Here is a 16,938-nt window from a genome sequence, read left to right on the forward strand (position 1 = left end):
CTAGTGAACGATTGCATAAAAATATTTCATCGCCTTGCCTTCCTTGGGGAGTCTCAGAGCCACCCTGCCGCCCTCGCTATGTTCCGGGCCGTTCCTGTCGGAAGATCTTTCTTCGGATGAGAAACAATGATCGTTCGATCGCCCTTGCGGAACTTATGGTGGGATCCTGCCGCGACGCTCGACCACTTTTCACTGAACGCGTACTGCGACCGACGCCTGATCGGTTAAAGGAGCAACAGCTCTCGGTTGCAAGGGTACCGGCATTTTCATGCGATAAACAAGGCCGCATGGGCGTTGGTAGGACATCCTCGTCCCACGCGAAACAGTGAGGCCCCCGCAACAATCAGATCGATTTATCGCAGGACGTGTCTGCGCTTTCCAAGCATTGGAAGACTGAATGCTTGGACCAAGCGACAAATCCTTCGACATGTCCGGGACTCGCGTCTAGAATAGGTTGACCCGATCCGCCTACCCCATAGGTCCCCTTCGTGATTGGGTTCCGTGCCGGCTCCGGTCCCCCCCGACGGCACGGGGAATCCCGGCGCCGGCTGCTTTCAGCGGCACTTGGCGCCGGGATTGCGACCGGGTGCCGCGGCGAAACACGGCTCATAACAGGCACTGACCGACTTCAACCGCGGGTCGAGAGGGTCGCGGCGAACTGCGTAACCATCACAAGCCGCGCTCCACCGACCTCCAATATCGGGGCAACCGCGCTGCAAGCCCGGGGCTTGGTCCATCGGCAGCAAAGGGGTGACGAGACGACCGTTGAGAGCGCCGAGCAAATTCCCCTGACAATCGAGAACGAAAGGACCGGCGTTCATTCGACGGTACACGTCGAATTTCGCCGTCGGAATTGAGGGCTCCTGGCTTAGCTGCAGCCCATGCTGTTCGACGTAACTGTTGGAGCTTTCCAGCGCAGAGGCATTTTCCGTCTTCCATATGCGCCCCCGCTCCCTGGCTATCAGCACGGCCTCACACGAACGCGAGATATTGGCACCCAGCCGCTTCGCTTCGGCTACCAGCGATCTATCGAGCAACACATTGGATGGCTTGCGAGTCTGCCCTGCAGATTTACGTTCCTACCTACCCATCGCAGTCCCCTTCACGCGCATGTCTATGCCCGTGAAGGGCCATCAGCCTGCGGCCTGGCATCGAACATCCGGGATCGAATCTTTTCAGAACCTTGACGAATGGGACATGAAGTCCTGAAATAGCGCGATGGGCAAATATGACAGCTTGGGCGCTTTCCTCAAACGCTGGAATATCCGGTACGACGCGGAAGGCGTCGAACTGACCTTCGCGCAGATCGAAGGTATCATCAACGCGCTGCTGCCGAACGCTGCGGCAAAGCCGGGCTGGTGGCTGGTCGACGGCGCCTCCGGCCGTCTGGCTCCGCATCAGCGGGCGTGGGTCGATGCGGGGTTCGACGTCATCGCCGAACCGCATGCGGAGCGCGTCTATTTCAAGAAGCGACCAAGGTCTTGAGGGACTTTCGCTTGATACTGTATCATCCGTCGGCATCGCGGCGCGACGTTTCAAGGACAACAATGGTTCCAAGAAGGGTGCTGAATTGAAGAGATCGGGAATTGGCGATATCATGGGCGTGCCCGACGATCCCTCTTCTTTTCCAGCAGCGGCTATCGCACTCTCCTGTCAAATCCCTGGCGCGACGGACAACATGTTTTCAATAAGGCAGGCTAAATGATGTTTGCGTCTCTTCTTCTCATGGCCGCAGTAGCCTCATCTGAAGCGGTAGGCGCGTGGAAGGTCTCAGAGAATGCGGCCGTCATGACTGACAAACGCAAATCGGAAGGGACCGTCTATTCAAAGGACGGGAACGCGATCCTGTCTTTCGCTTGTTCAGATTCAAACCGTAGCAATGCGCCAGTCCGGTTCAGGCTTATAACCGACAAATTCCTCAGCGCTCCCAGCAGCCTTCAAGGACGGGGAAAGGGGGAGATCATGTTCCAGATCGATGGAGAGCCGGCGGAAACGCTTCGGTGGTATTATGGCAAGCATTCCGCCTTCACCTTGGGCATGTCCGCCGTCAACGAGTTTGAAACCCTCCTGACCGGTGGCAAGGACCTCGTTGCAACAGTCATGACCTATCGCGGTCAACCAGTTCATTCGGCATTTGACGTTTCCGGAGCGTCCGACATGATTGATCGCGTCAAGCTGCTGTGCCGACAGGATGCGTGATCGCGCCGATGACCCTCCTCAGCCTGCGGTGCCGTTACAGGCGGCGTCGGGAGCGGCTGTCCATCGGAGTGCCTGTGCAGCAGGTTCCGGATATGAGTCTTTGGTCGGAACACCCGCATCCAGCGCCATGACCGGCCCAAAACGAATGGCGCCTGCATATCGATCAGCCGTAGCAGTGGTCACTCGGTGATGTTTTTCCGTCCGCCACCTCTCTTATGATGCGAGCGCGCTGATGCCTCCTGGATCCGGGTACCGAAAACGGGCAAATGGCGATCGCCGCCGTTTCCTAGGGACCGCCGGCTAAGCGCTTGCAGACTGCCGCAATGCCCAAATCGGCGTCAGATCGTCGGTCGCGGACTGATAAGCCCCGGGATAGCGGCTCAGCGCCGCCTCGACAGCAACCGGATCGAAGGGAATGTCAGGCTCGAAACTGTCGAACCCGCAGCGACGCATGAAAAACAGCAGATCGACCAATACGTCGCCGACCGCCCTGATCTCGCCGGTATAGCCCGCCTCCCGCAGGATGCTTGCGCTCGAGAATCCGCGACCATCGCGGAAGCGTGGGAAATCGATCTCCACAAGACGCACCCGTTCCAGCACAGGCAACAGCGCCCGGACGTCGTCGCCTGCCTCGAGAAGAACCGAGGTCGCATCCTTCTGATCGAGAAACGCATCCAGGGTGACGCCGGGCTTGTCTGGAGCCGGATCGTCGCGAAAACGCAAGGGATCACCCATAGATCGCCTCCTTGAACGGATCCATTCCTACCCGGCGGTAGCAATCAAGGAAGCGTTCGCCCGGCTCCCGGATCTGACGGTAGCGCTCAATGGTACGCTCGACCGCATCGACAATGCCGGTCTCGTCGAAACCCGGACCTGTAATCCTGGCCTGCGAGGCGTCTTGCGCCCCCGACCCGCCCAGGAGCAGCTGATAATGTTCGGTCCCTTTGCGATCGACGCCCAATATGCCGATATGCGCCGCATGGTGATGGCCGCAGGCGTTGATGCAGCCTGAGATCTTGATCTTGAGCTCGCCCAGATCGAGCTGCCGGTCCAGCTCGGCAAAGCGTTCGGCGATCTGCTGCGCGACGGGGATCGATCGCGCATTGGCCAAAGTGCAATAATCAAGGCCAGGACAAGCGATGATGTCCGTGACTAGGTCGAGATTGATGCCCGCCAATCCTGCCGCGTCGAGCGCTCGCCAGACGGCGTGGAGATCCTGCCTGCGCACATGCGGCAGCACGAGATTCTGGACATGGGTCGAGCGCAGGTCATCGAAGCTGTAGCGCTCGGCAAGATCGGCCACCACCTCCATCTGCTCCGCCGAGATGTCGCCGGCGATCCCGCCGACAGGCTTCAGGCTGATATTGACGATTGCATAGCCGGGCGCCTTATGGGCCTCCACCTGCCGATCGACCCACAAAGCGAAATCCGGATCGGAGCGATCGATCGCTTCGGTGAGACCCGTCTCGAAGGGCGGCGGTTCGAAATGTGCAGCGATACGGTCATATTCGGCCTGCGGGAAATCCCGGCCCAGCGTCAGGAAATGTTCGAACTCGGCCTCAACCTGGCGGCGAAACTCATCCTCGCCGAGTTCATGCACGAGAATCTTCATGCGCTGCTTGTGGATATTGTCGCGCCGCGCATGGCGATTCCACACACGCAGGATCGACTGGATATAGGAAAAGATCTGGCCAGCCGGGCAAAAGGGGCGAATGAGAAAGGCAATAAAGGGTGTGCGGCCCATGCCGCCGCCGGCATAGACCTCGAAGCCTCGCTCGCCCTTCTCATTCTCGACGATGCGCAAGGCGCAGTCGTGCCAGCGCAAGGCGGCGCGATCCTCCTTCGCTGCGATCACCGCGATCTTGAACTTGCGCGGCAAATAGCTGAATTCCGGATGAAAGGTGGTCGCCTGGCGGATCAGTTCAGCCCATGGGCGCGGATCGCAGATTTCGTCGGGAGCAGCGCCAGCATAATGGTCGGCCGACAGGTTGCGAATGCTCTCGCCGCTGGTCTGGATCGCGTGCATTTCGACCGTCGCCAGTTCCGCGAGAATGTCGGGCGCCTCTGCGAGCTTTATCCAGTTATACTGGATGTTCTGCCGCGTTGTGAAATGCCCATATCCTCGGTCATAAGTACGCGCGATGTGCGCAAGCTTGCGCATCTGCCTGGAATTGAGCGTGCCGTACGGGACCGCGACCCGCAGCATGTAAGCGTGGAGCTGGAGGTACAGGCCGTTCTTGAGCCGGAGCGGTTTGAACTGGTCCTCGCTGAGCTGGCCTGCGATCCGGCGGCGGGTCTGGTCGCGAAACTCCTCGACACGAGCATCAACCATGGCCTGGTCATAGTCGTCATATTTGTACATCAGATCGGCCTTGCGTCTGTAGTAGACAGCAACATGACCTTATCAATGCCCAATAAGAAAATGAATATTAATGCGGTTACCCATAACTTTCTTTGTTGTGGCGGCATTTGCCGCCGACGGACCAACGATCAACGTGCTGCTGCAGCATGATGGGGCTACCCCAGCGGTGCGAGGCGATGGCGCAAGAAGCCCCAATAACGCAGAGCCAAGATCGATGAGGTGGGGAAGAAGGCAGGCGGGCGCCAACTTATACGCAGCCCAACCAGCGTTATGAAGTTGCCGACGCGAAGCACCCCAGGAATGCGACCGGGTCAGCAGCCGAGCGCCAGCCCGGCCCAACCGCGTCGCTCCCGAGCGACCGGCCAGTCCCGCACATCAAAATATCGGCAGGTTCACCTGCGTCTCGGAAAGAAGGCGGGCAGGGAATGCGAGCAGCTTCCCGGCGCAATTTTCCGCCCTGGCGTCGCAATCACGGTGCCTTCGTGGATCCTCCGCAGAGCTGCCGCAGGGTGCTCTGCATGTAACCCAGCGTTGAAGGCGCGGCGTGTCTACGCTCCAGCTTCGAACGACCCTGAGGGGCGCAACACCTGGAACCCCTCCGGCGATGGACGCCAGTCCTCGACCATTTGGGCGGACGCCTTTCCACTCAATGGATTAGATCCGACGACCGTTGGCCAGGCACTGCCTGGGCGGCGGCGCCTGGCCTCGAGGCGCCCTATTGTCTGCGGATTACCCGGTTCGTTGGCCTGGCTCGAGAAATCAAGGGCGCGGAGCCCCTTTCTTAATAGCCAGTGTCGTTACCGTAGGTGAAACGCCGAAGCTGGCCCGAACGTTCGTTGTTCATCCGCGCCTCGCAGCGGAGACGAGTGGACTCCCGCTCAGCTGGATCGAGTGATGCCTGCGCTGCCTCAACCTTGCAATCGGCCGTTTTCTTCTTGATCCACGCGCGCTGGAGAGAGAGGATCTGGTCACGCTGGTCGGACGGGATGGAGCCCCAGATGGCGTTGATCGTCTGGGTCGAGAGGTCGAACTCTGCCTTCGCCTCGCCCAAAGTGGCCTGCTTCTGCTCGGTAAGCGCCGCCTGTTCCTGCTGCTCGGCCAGTTGCGTCTGCTGTTGCTCTTGCTGGTGCGATTGCTGCACCATCTTGTAGCCAAGGTGGCCGCCCAGGATTGCGCTCACGAACGTCGGCGCCGCATCGGCATTCTCCAGTTCGGAATAGACTTTCTCGCCATCGTCCGTCGGCTGGACATTGAAATCGATGTCCATCGTGAATGCATTGGCCTCGCGCTCGGCGCCGCTGTTGTCCGCAAGCTCGGACACCTTGTTGACCCCCTGCAATTCGCGGGTTTTGTCGGCGTCCGTGATCATCGCGTCGGGGAAGACGATCTTCAGCTTCCCCGTGCAGAATTTCTTCGTGCTGTTCGGATCTTCCTTCGAGGTCCGTACATCCTCGATCAGGAATTTGATCTGGTCGAGCGCCGCGCGGATTTTCGACTTCGAGATAACCGCACCATAGGCTTCCTGGCTACCAGCAAAGATGGTCTTCTCGACCTCGTCCTTGATGATCGAGATGGTAGTGTCCTGCCCTGCTGCCGATGAACAGCTCAGTTTTTCGCCGAATGGGCTTCCCACATTACCGCAGCCGGCCAAGCATGCGCTGGCAAGCAAAAGCCCAACAACCGAACGAACCATCATTACCCCCGTTTTTTTGAAGACGCCCCTGCCTAATCTCGTGACGGTTATGAAATTATGTAGATCGGTTCGATGCTCAGTCCCGTGCTGGATTTGACGGTCCAGCGATAGCCGGCGCAGAAGGGATCCGTACCCCCCCCAGCGGCCTGTCCTCCGATGTGGCGTCTGAGGGGATCGATCAGCCTGTCGGGCATGGTGCGGGATGGCCCCGGCCAGCGCTCACTGCGGATGAATGGTGATCAGCCAAAGGTCCGGCGGCGCCAGCATCCTGATGGGCAAACGGCTGGTGCCAACCCCGCCCGACACCACCATGGTCCGGGCGCCCTCACGATAGATGCCGCAGGCATAGCGCGTACCGTACCGGGACGGCACGTTGACGATGCCGAGGAATGGGAAGGCGACCTGCCCGCAATGCGTGTGTCCAACCAGGGCAAGCATGGGCTGATCCGGCAGCTGGGGAAAAACATCTGGCCCGTGCGACAAAACGACGCGAACCCCGCCCAGGGCCTGCATCTGCTCGAGCGTGCCGGGGATATCCGGTCTGCCGGTATAAATATCGCGCAGCCCTCCTAGTGCGAGCGGACCGCGGCGCACGGCCTGATTGTCAAGCAGACGGATGCCGATCGCGGCGAACAGGTCATGCCATTGACGCCGGTCAATGCGCGAATGGCTCGGGCTGTCGTGATTGCCCAATACCGCCACCACCCCCAGCCTTGCCCGCAAACGGGCAAATGGCGCGATGCTTGCAGCGGGCCCATAGGCGCCGCCGCCCTTCGCGTCCGCTATATAATCACCACCAAGCACGACGAGATCGGGCTTGAGCGCATTCACCTGATCCACGATGCGCGCCATGCGCTCGGGACTGTTTTCAGGCCCCACATGCGTATCGGTCATGAGCGCGAGCGTTATCGGCTGACGATGCGCGTCCTTCGGAAAGGGCAGGGCGATCTCCAGATGACGGACGACCGGCATCGCCCGGGCGTTGCCGACCAGCCGAAGGATCACCCCTCCCATCATGGCGAAGAGCAGCAACAGCGCCCCCATCAAGCGCCAGCTGAAGGGCTGTGCCATTATCCGGCCGCTTTTCGCGCCTGCGACTTTTCCCGGAATTGTTCAGCCCAGCCCGGCTTTTCTTCCTGAAGTGGACGGACGAGGCAAAGGGCATCGGCGGCCACATCCTGCGTCACGACGCTCCCCGCCGCGACGATGGCTCCATTTCCGATACGCACCGGCGCCACCAGGGCGCTGTTAGACCCGATGAAGGCGCCCGCGCCAATTTCGGTCCGGTGTTTGCGGAAGCCATCATAATTGCAGGTTATGGTGCCTGCACCGACATTGGCGCCCTCGCCTATCTGCGTGTCCCCGATATAGGACAGGTGGTTTACCTTGGCGCCTTCGCCGAGCCCAGCCTGCTTGATCTCGACGAAATTGCCGACCTTGGCCTTGCTGCCGATCGCCGCGCCGGGTCTTAGCCGGGCATAGGGGCCGACCTGTGCGCCCTTGCCGATGGTGGCGCCTTCGATGTGCGAGAAAGCATGGATGGTCACGTCCTCCGCAATCGTGACCCCAGGTCCGAAAACCACGTTCGGTTCCACCACGACATCCCGGCCGAGCACTGTGTCGTAGCTGAAGAATATTGTTTCGGGCGCGATCAGCGTAGCCCCGTCCCGCATGGCTTCAGCACGGCGGCGGTCCTGCCACAAAGCCTCGACCCCGGCCAGTTCCACCCGGCTGTTAACGCCAGCGACTTCCCAGGCCTCCGCCTCGATCACGGCACTTGGCGCGCCAGGCAGCATGACGATGTCGGGGAGATAATATTCGCCCGCAGCATTATCATTACCGATCCTGTCGAGCAGCCCAAACAGGTCGGCCGACCGAACGGCCATCAACCCCGAATTGCAAAGCGTCACCGCGCGTTCGGCAGCATCGGCGTCCTTATATTCCACCATTTTTTCAATGACGCCATCACCATCGGCTATGATCCGTCCATAGGCCGCAGCATCCGCTGGCCGGAAACCGAGCACAACCGCTCGCGGCTGGTCCTCCCGGTTGAGGCGCTCGAGCATGGCCGCCAGCGTCTCCGGCCGAACCAGCGGAACATCACCATAGAGAATGAGAATGTCGCCCGCAAAGCCGCCAAGCGCATCCCGCGCCTGCGCTACCGCGTGACCGGTCCCAAACTGCTCTTCCTGAACCACGATTCTCGCGTCCGTCTCGGCTATCGCTCTTTGGACCTGCTCGCGTCCCGCGCCGACCACGACGATCCGCCGCTCAGGCTGGAGCTCCCCGACGCTGGCAAGCAGATGCAGCAGCATGGGACGGCCGGCGACAGGGTGCAGCACCTTGTGCCGGGCCGACTTCATGCGCGTGCCCTGCCCTGCGGCAAGAATGATGACGGCAAGTGGGCGAATGAGGGTCACGATTGATCGCATCCTTTTGGAAAGGGACCAGGAATCGGAGCGTCTGTGCCATGTTTGACTTGCCATTGCCACCGCAGACGCGGCGGAAATCTCCTACGGGGGTACGAGCTCAGGATTCCAATTTTGCGATGAAGCGCGATTGCCCAGCGAATGTTTGAACAGACTGCAGGCACGCAAGGTTCGGCAAAGCCGGAACTCACCGCATCGAACGCGCCTCCATGGTCACTCACCGTCAGGAGCGACCGCCACCGCTCCCCACTGGAGGGTAGGCCGTCACCATCAGGAGTCAGCATAGGCCATGGCGCATAGACCGATTGCCGGGGCGCGGGCATCGGCCCGGCAGATCTCCCCGCTGGCCCACGAGCCACAGGATCAGCAATGCACTCGCTCCCTCGGGGCAAGCCGGCCGCGAGCGATGAGAGAAGGCAATCACGTTCCGCAAATTTGCGGGGCGTCAGGCTCATTTCCAATGAGAAGGAAAGCAGCAGAAGATCAGAATGGCTTTTGGCCAGGCCATTTTTTTGCGCTCTCGGCGGACGAGCCGTCAATTGCCCAAATGGGCCGTTGTGCTTGGGACAGCCGCAACAAAGGGGGACAGTGATCGATTCACCAATGACGGCCGCAAGGTCCAACGACGGTCAAATCGACTGTTCAAAAAGCCTCAGCGCCGCAGCCCATCTCTCATTCAGCTGCAACCATATAATTTCGCCGCGGGCCCCTCATGCTTACACGATGACGGGAGGTCCAACCCAGCTTCAGGCGCGATGGGCGCCATCGGCGTTCCCAGCTGCGATACTGATCCACGGCATCGGCGGCCTTCATCAATCGGCGGCCGACCAACCTGGCCAGATCAGATGTCACGAAAAACTGATGCGCGCGGCCAGAGCCTCCTTCAGTATCTGAAATCTCGATCCTTATGGCGACCAGCGATGATGCGGGGGCGACAAATGAGCGGCTCACAGCCTCCGCCACAATCGATCCGCTTTCTGTGACTTCCCAATCGACGTCAGCCATCCGCGCCTCTTTTCCGATTCGTATATGAATGCTATGAAATAGAGGATAGGATCATCTTTCAATCCTTTACAACAGGATATGATTGCTCCGACTGCTTATGGTTCTTCACCATTTATCAGCCAAGGCGTCTCATGTTGAATGCACAAGAGCTGGTCAGACAATATGGAGCGCACGCTCCGCCCTATGTGGAGCAGCTGATCGCCCTCGCCTTGTCCCGGCACGATGACGTGGGAGCGCTTGAATTACTCTCGATTCTGGAGGAGGTGGAAGAGACGCTGAGACCTGGCTGGCACCCTGCTGCCCGCTGAAAATGGGAACCATCCCGCTATCCCTGGTCACAAGAACCACGGCTTGTCCTCATGAACCGCACAAGGCGGAAGCATGAAGTCAGCGCAAATATGCGCTCGCATCGCGGCTCAAGTTCAAGGCCGGCATCTTGCTGATCAAATCTGCCGGCTTTGCCCGCCCCTGGTGCCTGGAGCAGGGATGGGTTGCGATCCGATCGCGTCGGATTAGCTTTTGCCCCGGCGCATCGCGCGCAGAAGTGGGAACCCGCTTTTGCGCACGATGCGACAACCAAGAATTAGAGCGAGCGTCCTGCGCCTGATCCAACGCATGCTCTACGCGGTACCGCAGACGGATGTCCGATCAGGAATATATTTGCTTCATTTGAGCGCTTCCCTTGTCCGCCGTCCGAGACGAAAATTGCTTCGGGCCCGCTCCGATGAATGGAGAGGAAGATCTGCGCCGACAAATCCGGCGATGAAAGCCCTTCGCTGTCCATCATTATGCTCGATCACGCCTATAAGCGCACGAATTATCGCTTTTAGATCGCTGTTATTCATGACTGCCGCGTAGGAAAATTATCATATGATGACAAGGGAACGGACATTCTCTCTTCCCGGTCTTTATTCCTGCGCAATCGGCAGAGACTGAGATGATGGCGACCAATTGCCATGCCTGTTTCGGCCTGCGCATGAACGCAGCAGGACATGCATCATGCACAAGCCGGGCCAGCGCGACGAACGAGCCTCAAGCCTTGCCGGCCTCGCCTGTCAAGGCGAGCATCCGGCGGGCGACTTCGCGCCAAAGTTCCACGCCGCCCATCTCCCCCCGCATCGCCAGGGCGCCGATACGCTCAGCGACCCGCAATGGGGCCTTGTCGCCATGGTGACGAAGCAGCGTGGCCGCCATCCCCCAGAGCTCCTGATCGCGTGTCATGCCCGTTCGATACGGTCGACCGCCAGAATGTCGAATCCGTTTCTCGTGCCCGTCACTTTCACTCGCATACCCAGCAGATGCCTGTATCGCCTCAGGATTTCCAGCCGCCACTCGCCACCATCGGGCATGCGCAAAATGGGAAAGGTTCCATTTTCCAGCAAAATGCCAACAAGGTCATATCGCATGGGCCGATGCATCATTCACATCCTATGCCGTCACCGTCGCGGTCCAGGTGGCGTCCATAACCCGGTTCGCCAACCCTGACAGGGGCCGCGCCAGCAGCGCGCGCTGAGGCACAGTTGGGAAATGCCCCGCCACCACCGGCCACCTGGCGGCGGGTCGCTACGGATTCTCCGCGATGGCAGTGATAGCCGCCGCTTCTGCGGTCATTATGGCAACCCTGCGCGTTCAATCCACCCGGATGGGCCGAGACCAACGATGCAGGCAAGGCAATCAGGTTCGCGAGGATGAGGCTGGTCCGCATGACGATCAGAATGCCCGCTGGACCGTGGCGGGATCAAAAGGCTGGCAGATCCCTGCGTAATCGCCGGATTTTCCGCTGAGGCTGAGATGGCCGCGAATGCGGTCGATCCGCAGCTTGGGGGAGTTGAAAACATTGACCTGCACGGTGCCGGTTATTTCATCCTGGCCCTTGACGACATCCCTGATCTCGAACCAGCCGTCTTTTCCCCCGCGGATTTTCGGCAACATGGCGCGAGGCATCCTTATCTGACCTGTCCCGTCGTCCGCCAGCTCGATATTGACCTGATCGTCAAAGGGAACGTCGCGGGTGCCGATCACCTGCCCCCAGGCCGATGCGCCGTTGCTGGCCCAAGCGGAACCGGAGCTGCTGGTGATCCTGTTGGCCGAGCCATTGCCGAGGCAAACGAGATGGAGCGGAGCGGCAGCGGCGCCTGTCGCAACCGTCAACCCAAGCGTGAACGCGGCAAGCTTCAAAATCATCCTCCATGTCCCTCGCGAATGATATCGATGAATGAGGTAAATGCGAACCGTAACAAAATATTGAAGATGGGACCCCTGTTTGCGAAAGGAGCAGGATGGCTCAAGCGATCGGAGCGGAGCAGTCCGTCGACAGAGCAGCATTCCCCTGCCGCGCGCCGCCTTCCTGCCTGCTTTTGGATCCGGTCACGACAGGCCGTAAAGTGCCCCGCCCACCTATGCTCGCAGCGCCTGCCGCAGACCCTGGCCCTGATGCGCAAGGATGGCGGGCACGTCGTCAGCGGGGATGGCCGGCGAATAGAGAAACCCTTGTCCCAGGTCGCATCCTGCATTCATCAGATAGGCTTCCTGGGCAGCGGTTTCGATGCCTTCGGCAACGATTTCGAGGCCGAGCGAGCGGCCCATGCCGATGATCGCCGAGGCAATGACCTCCGCATCCCTCCCGCGACCGATCTGCCGGACGAACGAGCGATCGACCTTGAGGGCGTCGACAGGAAAGCGATTGAGGCAGGACAGCGAGCCATAGCCAGTCCCGAAGTCATCGAGCGCAATCCGTATCCCGCAGTCGCTCAGTCGCTGCAGCGCCTCTTGCACCCGGTCCGAACCACGGCCCAGAAAGACCTGCTCGGTGACCTCAATCTGCAGACATTGCGGCGGGAGGCTTCTAGACACCAAATGAGCGCGTATCGTCTCTGCAAAGGCCGGTCGGCGCAGGTCAATGCCGCTCACGTTGAACGCCACATGGCCAAAGGGCACACCTGCCCCCGCCCACCGTTCGATATCGTCGAGAATTCGCGCCAGCATGCGATCGCTCAACATGGCGCCCAGGGTCGGATCCTCAAATGCGGCCACAAGCGCCTCGGCGCTTCGTATCGTTCCTGCCTTGTCCCGCCAGCGGAGCAAGGCTTCAAAGCCCACGGTCCTGCCGTCGCACAGCGACACCTTGGGTTGATAATAGGGAAGGACCGCGTCGCGCTGCAGCGCGTCCCGGGCAGATGCGATCATCGCCTTGGGCTTTTCCGCTTCAATCAGCATCGCAGGCGAAAAGATCTTGATCTGGCCGCGGCCGTCCGTCTTGGCCGCGTACAGGGCGACGTCCGCAGCCTTCAATATGTCGGAACGTTTCCGTCCATCGCGCGGGACAAGGCTCGCCCCGATGCTTACACCGCATTCGACCAGCAGTCCTCGATGGCGCATCGGCGCCTCCAGCTGCCCGTAAATCCGCCGGGCAGTCTCCATCACATCCGCTTCGCAGGCGGCGGCAATGACAAGCGTGAATTCGTCGCCGCCCGTTCTTGCCACCAGATCGTCTGCGCGGAGGGTCGCGCGCAATCTCTGCGCTACCGTGCACAGCAACGCGTCGCCGCAATCATGTCCGAAGCTGTCGTTGATGGTCTTGAAATTATCGACATCGACGATCAGCAACGCTGCGCCGGCCGATGCCTCGCCGCGATCGAGAATTTTGTCCAGCCGGTCCTGCAATATGGTGCGATTTGGCAGTCCCGTCAGCGCGTCATGCCGGGCCATCCAGATCGCCCGTTCCTCCGACGCCTTCTGGTCGCTGATATCGCGCGCGACGACGACAAAGCCTTTCAATGCGACTGCGGTCCGGTTGATGACAATATCAAACCAGGCGCTCGAACCGGAAGGACGGGTCAACTCGACAACCAGATTGGCAGGATCGGACCGGGCCCGCTCAAGCACCGCCTCAGCCCGCGCCCGGTCGCCTGCGGGAAGCATGAACAACCATGGCTCGCCATAGGCCACGTCCTCTCCAAACAACTCCCGGCCCGGCGGGTTGGAAAAGATCAGTCGATGCGCCTCATCAAGGAGAAAGGTAGGATCGGGACTCGATTGCAGAATGGTGCGATTGAGCGACTGGCTGCGCTCGAGTTCGCTCAAGGCGACCATCCGGGACACGAGCATCTTGTGAAGGCCGAACGACGCGATAAAGATGGTCCATGTAAAGACCGGAAGCTGAAGGCTGATGACCGTCAGGACCGGTTCGGACACGAGCAACCCCGCGATCGCGCAGGGGGCTACCGTCGCGCAGACCATCAAGACAGCCAGCCTGGGCGTGCCGAAGTTCCTCAGGCATATCCCGCAGATCATCGCCGCCGCGGACAGGCACGCAATCGTTACAAGTATCCAGTCGCCATTCAGGAGGCAAAGGAAGGTGCCAACGCCCACGGATGCGGACCAGGCGCTGGAAAGCAGCGCCGCAGCATGACGCGGCGGCTTCCGTCCCGCCTGAATCGCCTTCCGGCCCCGCACCAGACAGGTCAGGCGCATCACGCCCAGAACGGCTTCGAAAAGAACCCAGCCCGTGAAGACCGGGGTGGGATGGCGCCAGGCTGCGATGGCCGCGACCAACAGCGTGTTGAATACCCCGCCCATGAATATGGGCACGGAGGTGAACAGGCCGTTCTTCAGCTCGGCGGCAAGCGGAGGGGGAGGATCGAGTGGCGAGCCAAGCAGCCAGCTGACCAATTGTCCAGAATTCCGACCCATTTTTAGCGCTTTTTTCCACCCCGACCCGTCCGCTCCGCCTCCTCCGCTAAGGGAAAATCATTAACGATTCGCTCGAGCCTTCCCACGAGCCTGACCCGGCCAAGTGTCGGACTCGGGACGCGGTTAATTGCGATTGCTTGAAAAGGGCCGCGTCGTAGCCGCAGAACACATCCTTCTGCTTGTAAGCATCTGGCCGATCTCGACACGCGCCCACCGGACCGCCTCGCTCGTCCGACCGTCATAGTCGGCGGCCGATTACGGCTCTTCGTTCATTACGGCTTCAAGATAGGCCGCAACATCTTTCTGTCTCCAGACAGTCGGCGCTGTCATAGCGGGTGAACGCCTGCCCGGTCATCTGGCAGGCTCCTTGACTTAATCCCCGGTTGCAACGCTGGGCGGCCATTGTCGCCGTGCATGAAGGACACGCAAGATTCGCACGGCTTCTCCGGCCACATCATAAACCAGTATGTAGTTATGATGGGCGATCAGTTCGCGAGTTCCCGGCATCCTCCCCGGCCTTCCTAAGCCGGGTAATCTACAAGGCGGCGCGCATTATCGGCAAACTGGTCATCCAGCGCGATTGCAGCGATGGGGTTGTCCTGTGCAATGTATTCGCGAATGTGTTTCCGGTCGAGGCTTGCCGGGACAGTCCAAACCAGTCTCACGCCTCGCCTGCCATCCTGCGCCGGGTTGCTTCACGCCATGCCGCTGCTTCGGCTTCGACTTCATTACCGGGGATCAGATGACCGGCATTTGCCGCGTTCAATCCGATTTGAACCTCTTGCCGGAACCATGCGTCATGTGCCGCCACTTCCTGCTGGCGTTCGACATACTGGCGCATGAAGTCGCGGAGAAGCTGCGCGCCGGTGCGATCCTTGGCCTTGGCGGCTTGGGCAAACTCGCTTTTTAATGCTTCATCAACCCGAAAGGTGAATGTCGCTTCTGTCATGGGCTTAGCTCCATGTGTTACATGATTAGTGCATAATAACACACGGACGCTAGCACAGCAACAAGGTTGGGAGCCTGTTGATTGCCGCTGAGAGGTGACCTAGGCAGGACACAATTTCCACTGAGAAATGACCCATGTTAAGCTCACCCCTGACTTTGGCGAGTGAGGGGTCATGGAGTGTTGGACATGGCATTATTGAGCGTGATCCGGCGCCGGCATCTACACCGCGTGCCTGCCGCCGCCCTGTCTCCTTTCCTTCCGCGTGGTCCGGTTCAAGCCCGCCCGGCCTGGCGTCGCGGCCCGCCCACCAGCTCGTTGATGCTGGCGGCGAGCGTCTCGAGCTTGTAGGGCTTGCGCAGGATGGGAAATTCGCGCTGATCTTTCGGAACGAACTGCTCGCTGCTGTAACCACTGGCAAGGAGTACGGGGAGCCCGTAAACGGCCTTGATGTCCTGCGCCAGCTCAAGACCCGTCCGGCCCGGCATCAATATGTCTGAAAACACCAGGTCAATCGCGTGCCCCTTGACCAATTCGAGCGCATCTTCCGCGCTGCTCGCCTCGAGCACCTCGCATCCCAGATCCTCGAGCAGTTGCCGTGCAAAACGGCGGACATGGTCGCTATCCTCGACCAGCAGGACGTGCAGTCCCTTCGCCAGCACAATATGATCCTGCTCCTGTTTCGCGGCCGGCGGCATCTTGCCTGTGCCAGGCAGACGAATTTCCAGCATCGCGCCCTCGCCGGGCGCTGACCGGAACGTCACAGAGCCGCCCGACTGCTCGGCAAAGCCATGGATCTGCGAGAGGCCAAGGCCCGTTCCCTTGCCCACCGGTTTCGTCGTGAAAAAAGGTTCAAAGACGCGCTCGGCCTGCTCGGGCGGGATGCCAGGCCCCGTATCGGCAATCGAGAGGCTCACCATCCCGGGTTCCACGGCACTGAGGTTCTTCGTCGCGATTCTGATTTCGCCTCCATCGGGCATCGCGTCCCGAGCATTCAGGACGGCGTTGAGCACCGCTGTCTCCAGGCCTGTCGGGTCGATCTCGACTGGCCATAGCGCGGGAGCAAGATCAAGCTCCAGCCTATATTGATTGCCAAGCGTGCGCTGGATCATCTCGGCAAGGGCGTCGAGACGAACGCTCAGGTCGATGACCTCAGGCTCGAGCGGCTGACGACGGGCAAAGGCCAGAAGTTGAGACGTCAGGCTGGTCGCGCGCTCGGACGTCTCCAGCACAGTGTGGAGATAACGGCTGCGCTTCTCCTCGGGCAGATCGGGCCGCCTCAGGAGGAGATCGGCGGTGCCCCGCACCACTGTCATGAGATTGTTGAAGTCGTGCGCGATGCCCCCCGCAAGCTCCCCGAGCGCCTGCAACTTCTGTGACTGCAACAGCGCCTCCTGGGCCTGCCGCAGTTCCTCCTCCTGCTTGCGCTTTTCGCTCGCGTCACGCGTGACCTTGGCAAACCCCCTATGCTCGCCAAGATCGTCGAAGACCGGGCTGATGACGACGTGCGCCCAGAAGAGAGAACCATCCTTGCGCACACGCCATCCCTCGGCCTCGAACTTCCCGCTTTCGAGGGCCTCCTCCAAAGCTGCGGCGGGCACTCCGCGCGAAC

At 60.5% G+C, this 16,938-nt stretch carries 17 protein-coding genes and 1 pseudogene; 2 read left to right on the forward strand and 16 right to left on the reverse strand.

The window, feature by feature from the left end:
• Window positions 1–53 precede the first annotated feature (53 nt).
• The gene (locus TZ53_RS26490; protein WP_084694462.1) at window positions 54–221 is read right to left on the reverse strand and encodes a type II toxin-antitoxin system HicA family toxin; all 168 of its coding nucleotides are present in this window, start codon (window positions 219–221) and stop codon (window positions 54–56) included.
• Between the two features lie 333 nt (window positions 222–554).
• Entirely contained in the window at window positions 555–1,040 is a 486-nt protein-coding gene (locus TZ53_RS27875; RefSeq protein ID WP_337589260.1) for a type II toxin-antitoxin system CcdA family antitoxin, read from the reverse strand.
• 178 nt (window positions 1,041–1,218) lie between these two features.
• On the opposite strand from TZ53_RS27875, the gene TZ53_RS24440 reads away from it, so the two are divergent.
• Complete coding sequence (locus tag TZ53_RS24440; protein WP_044663477.1) at window positions 1,219–1,485, forward strand: hypothetical protein; 267 nt, start codon at window positions 1,219–1,221, stop codon at window positions 1,483–1,485.
• Window positions 1,486–1,962: 477 nt separating this feature from the next.
• On the forward strand, window positions 1,963–2,199 hold the full coding sequence (locus TZ53_RS28000) for a hypothetical protein (RefSeq protein WP_044663478.1): 237 nt from the start codon (window positions 1,963–1,965) through the stop codon (window positions 2,197–2,199).
• 300 nt (window positions 2,200–2,499) lie between these two features.
• On the opposite strand, the gene TZ53_RS24450 is transcribed toward TZ53_RS28000, so the two are convergent.
• The 14 genes and pseudogenes from TZ53_RS24450 to TZ53_RS24500 all read right to left on the reverse strand — a co-directional run bounded on the left by TZ53_RS24450 (window position 2,500) and on the right by TZ53_RS24500 (window position 16,927).
• Window positions 2,500–2,934 carry a DUF934 domain-containing protein gene (locus TZ53_RS24450; RefSeq protein WP_044663479.1) on the reverse strand — a complete coding sequence of 145 codons (435 nt, stop codon included), beginning with the start codon at window positions 2,932–2,934 and terminating at the stop codon, window positions 2,500–2,502.
• Window positions 2,927–4,561, reverse strand: a complete 1,635-nt coding sequence (locus TZ53_RS24455) for a nitrite/sulfite reductase (RefSeq protein ID WP_044663480.1) — start codon at window positions 4,559–4,561, stop codon at window positions 2,927–2,929. Before TZ53_RS24455 ends, TZ53_RS24450 begins: the two co-directional genes overlap by 8 nt.
• Before the next feature lie 781 nt (window positions 4,562–5,342).
• Entirely contained in the window at window positions 5,343–6,257 is a 915-nt protein-coding gene (locus TZ53_RS24460) for a DUF1311 domain-containing protein (protein WP_157009882.1), read from the reverse strand.
• A gap of 216 nt (window positions 6,258–6,473) precedes the next feature.
• Window positions 6,474–7,325: a metallophosphoesterase gene (locus TZ53_RS24465; RefSeq protein ID WP_443020088.1), complete on the reverse strand. Its 852-nt coding sequence runs from the start codon at window positions 7,323–7,325 to the stop codon at window positions 6,474–6,476.
• Window positions 7,325–8,617, reverse strand: coding sequence for a bifunctional UDP-N-acetylglucosamine diphosphorylase/glucosamine-1-phosphate N-acetyltransferase GlmU (gene glmU, locus TZ53_RS24470; RefSeq protein ID WP_044663599.1), 1,293 nt, complete (start codon window positions 8,615–8,617; stop codon window positions 7,325–7,327). Before glmU ends, TZ53_RS24465 begins: the two co-directional genes overlap by 1 nt.
• Window positions 8,618–9,355: 738 nt before the next feature.
• Complete coding sequence (locus TZ53_RS27040; RefSeq protein WP_157009883.1) at window positions 9,356–9,688, reverse strand: hypothetical protein; 333 nt, start codon at window positions 9,686–9,688, stop codon at window positions 9,356–9,358.
• Window positions 9,689–10,720: 1,032 nt separating this feature from the next.
• On the reverse strand, window positions 10,721–10,909 hold the full coding sequence (locus TZ53_RS24475) for a DUF6961 family protein (RefSeq protein WP_044663482.1): 189 nt from the start codon (window positions 10,907–10,909) through the stop codon (window positions 10,721–10,723).
• Window positions 10,906–11,094 (reverse strand): DUF5818 domain-containing protein, encoded by a 189-nt coding sequence (locus tag TZ53_RS24480; protein WP_238320195.1) that lies wholly within the window; start codon window positions 11,092–11,094, stop codon window positions 10,906–10,908. Before TZ53_RS24480 ends, TZ53_RS24475 begins: the two co-directional genes overlap by 4 nt.
• An 11-nt stretch (window positions 11,095–11,105) precedes the next feature.
• A complete protein-coding gene (locus TZ53_RS26500) occupies window positions 11,106–11,393 on the reverse strand; it encodes an excalibur calcium-binding domain-containing protein (RefSeq protein WP_148564630.1) in 288 nt (95 codons plus the stop codon).
• 5 nt (window positions 11,394–11,398) lie between these two features.
• A complete protein-coding gene (locus tag TZ53_RS24485; protein ID WP_157009884.1) occupies window positions 11,399–11,710 on the reverse strand; it encodes a hypothetical protein in 312 nt (103 codons plus the stop codon).
• Between the two features lie 375 nt (window positions 11,711–12,085).
• A complete protein-coding gene (locus tag TZ53_RS25805) occupies window positions 12,086–14,359 on the reverse strand; it encodes a putative bifunctional diguanylate cyclase/phosphodiesterase (protein WP_052628297.1) in 2,274 nt (757 codons plus the stop codon).
• Between the two features lie 393 nt (window positions 14,360–14,752).
• Window positions 14,753–15,045 (reverse strand): annotated as a pseudogene (locus TZ53_RS26505) (type II toxin-antitoxin system RelE/ParE family toxin).
• Window positions 15,042–15,329: a CopG family ribbon-helix-helix protein gene (locus TZ53_RS24495; protein WP_044663484.1), complete on the reverse strand. Its 288-nt coding sequence runs from the start codon at window positions 15,327–15,329 to the stop codon at window positions 15,042–15,044. Before TZ53_RS24495 ends, TZ53_RS26505 begins: the two are co-directional and overlap by 4 nt.
• Window positions 15,330–15,601: 272 nt before the next feature.
• Entirely contained in the window at window positions 15,602–16,927 is a 1,326-nt protein-coding gene (locus TZ53_RS24500) for an ATP-binding protein (protein WP_084694443.1), read from the reverse strand.
• Between the last annotated feature and the right edge of the window lie 11 nt (window positions 16,928–16,938).

This window comes from Sphingobium sp. YBL2 (genome assembly GCF_000943805.1).
Taxonomy (GTDB): Bacteria; Pseudomonadota; Alphaproteobacteria; order Sphingomonadales; family Sphingomonadaceae; genus Sphingobium; species Sphingobium fuliginis.

Coding starts and splice junctions, on each gene's coding strand:
- TZ53_RS24495 (WP_044663484.1), bottom strand. CDS start 15,329: ATGACAGAAGCGACATTCACCTTTCGGGTTGATGAAGCATTAAAAAGC.
- TZ53_RS28000 (WP_044663478.1), top strand. CDS start 1,963: ATGTTCCAGATCGATGGAGAGCCGGCGGAAACGCTTCGGTGGTATTAT.
- TZ53_RS24465 (WP_443020088.1), bottom strand. CDS start 7,325: ATGGCACAGCCCTTCAGCTGGCGCTTGATGGGGGCGCTGTTGCTGCTC.
- TZ53_RS26500 (WP_148564630.1), bottom strand. CDS start 11,393: ATGCGGACCAGCCTCATCCTCGCGAACCTGATTGCCTTGCCTGCATCG.
- TZ53_RS27040 (WP_157009883.1), bottom strand. CDS start 9,688: ATGGCTGACGTCGATTGGGAAGTCACAGAAAGCGGATCGATTGTGGCG.
- TZ53_RS24460 (WP_157009882.1), bottom strand. CDS start 6,257: ATGATGGTTCGTTCGGTTGTTGGGCTTTTGCTTGCCAGCGCATGCTTG.
- TZ53_RS24440 (WP_044663477.1), top strand. CDS start 1,219: ATGGGCAAATATGACAGCTTGGGCGCTTTCCTCAAACGCTGGAATATC.
- TZ53_RS24480 (WP_238320195.1), bottom strand. CDS start 11,094: ATGCGATATGACCTTGTTGGCATTTTGCTGGAAAATGGAACCTTTCCC.
- glmU (WP_044663599.1), bottom strand. CDS start 8,617: ATGAAGTCGGCCCGGCACAAGGTGCTGCACCCTGTCGCCGGCCGTCCC.
- TZ53_RS24450 (WP_044663479.1), bottom strand. CDS start 2,934: ATGGGTGATCCCTTGCGTTTTCGCGACGATCCGGCTCCAGACAAGCCC.
- TZ53_RS24455 (WP_044663480.1), bottom strand. CDS start 4,561: ATGTACAAATATGACGACTATGACCAGGCCATGGTTGATGCTCGTGTC.
- TZ53_RS24475 (WP_044663482.1), bottom strand. CDS start 10,909: ATGACACGCGATCAGGAGCTCTGGGGGATGGCGGCCACGCTGCTTCGT.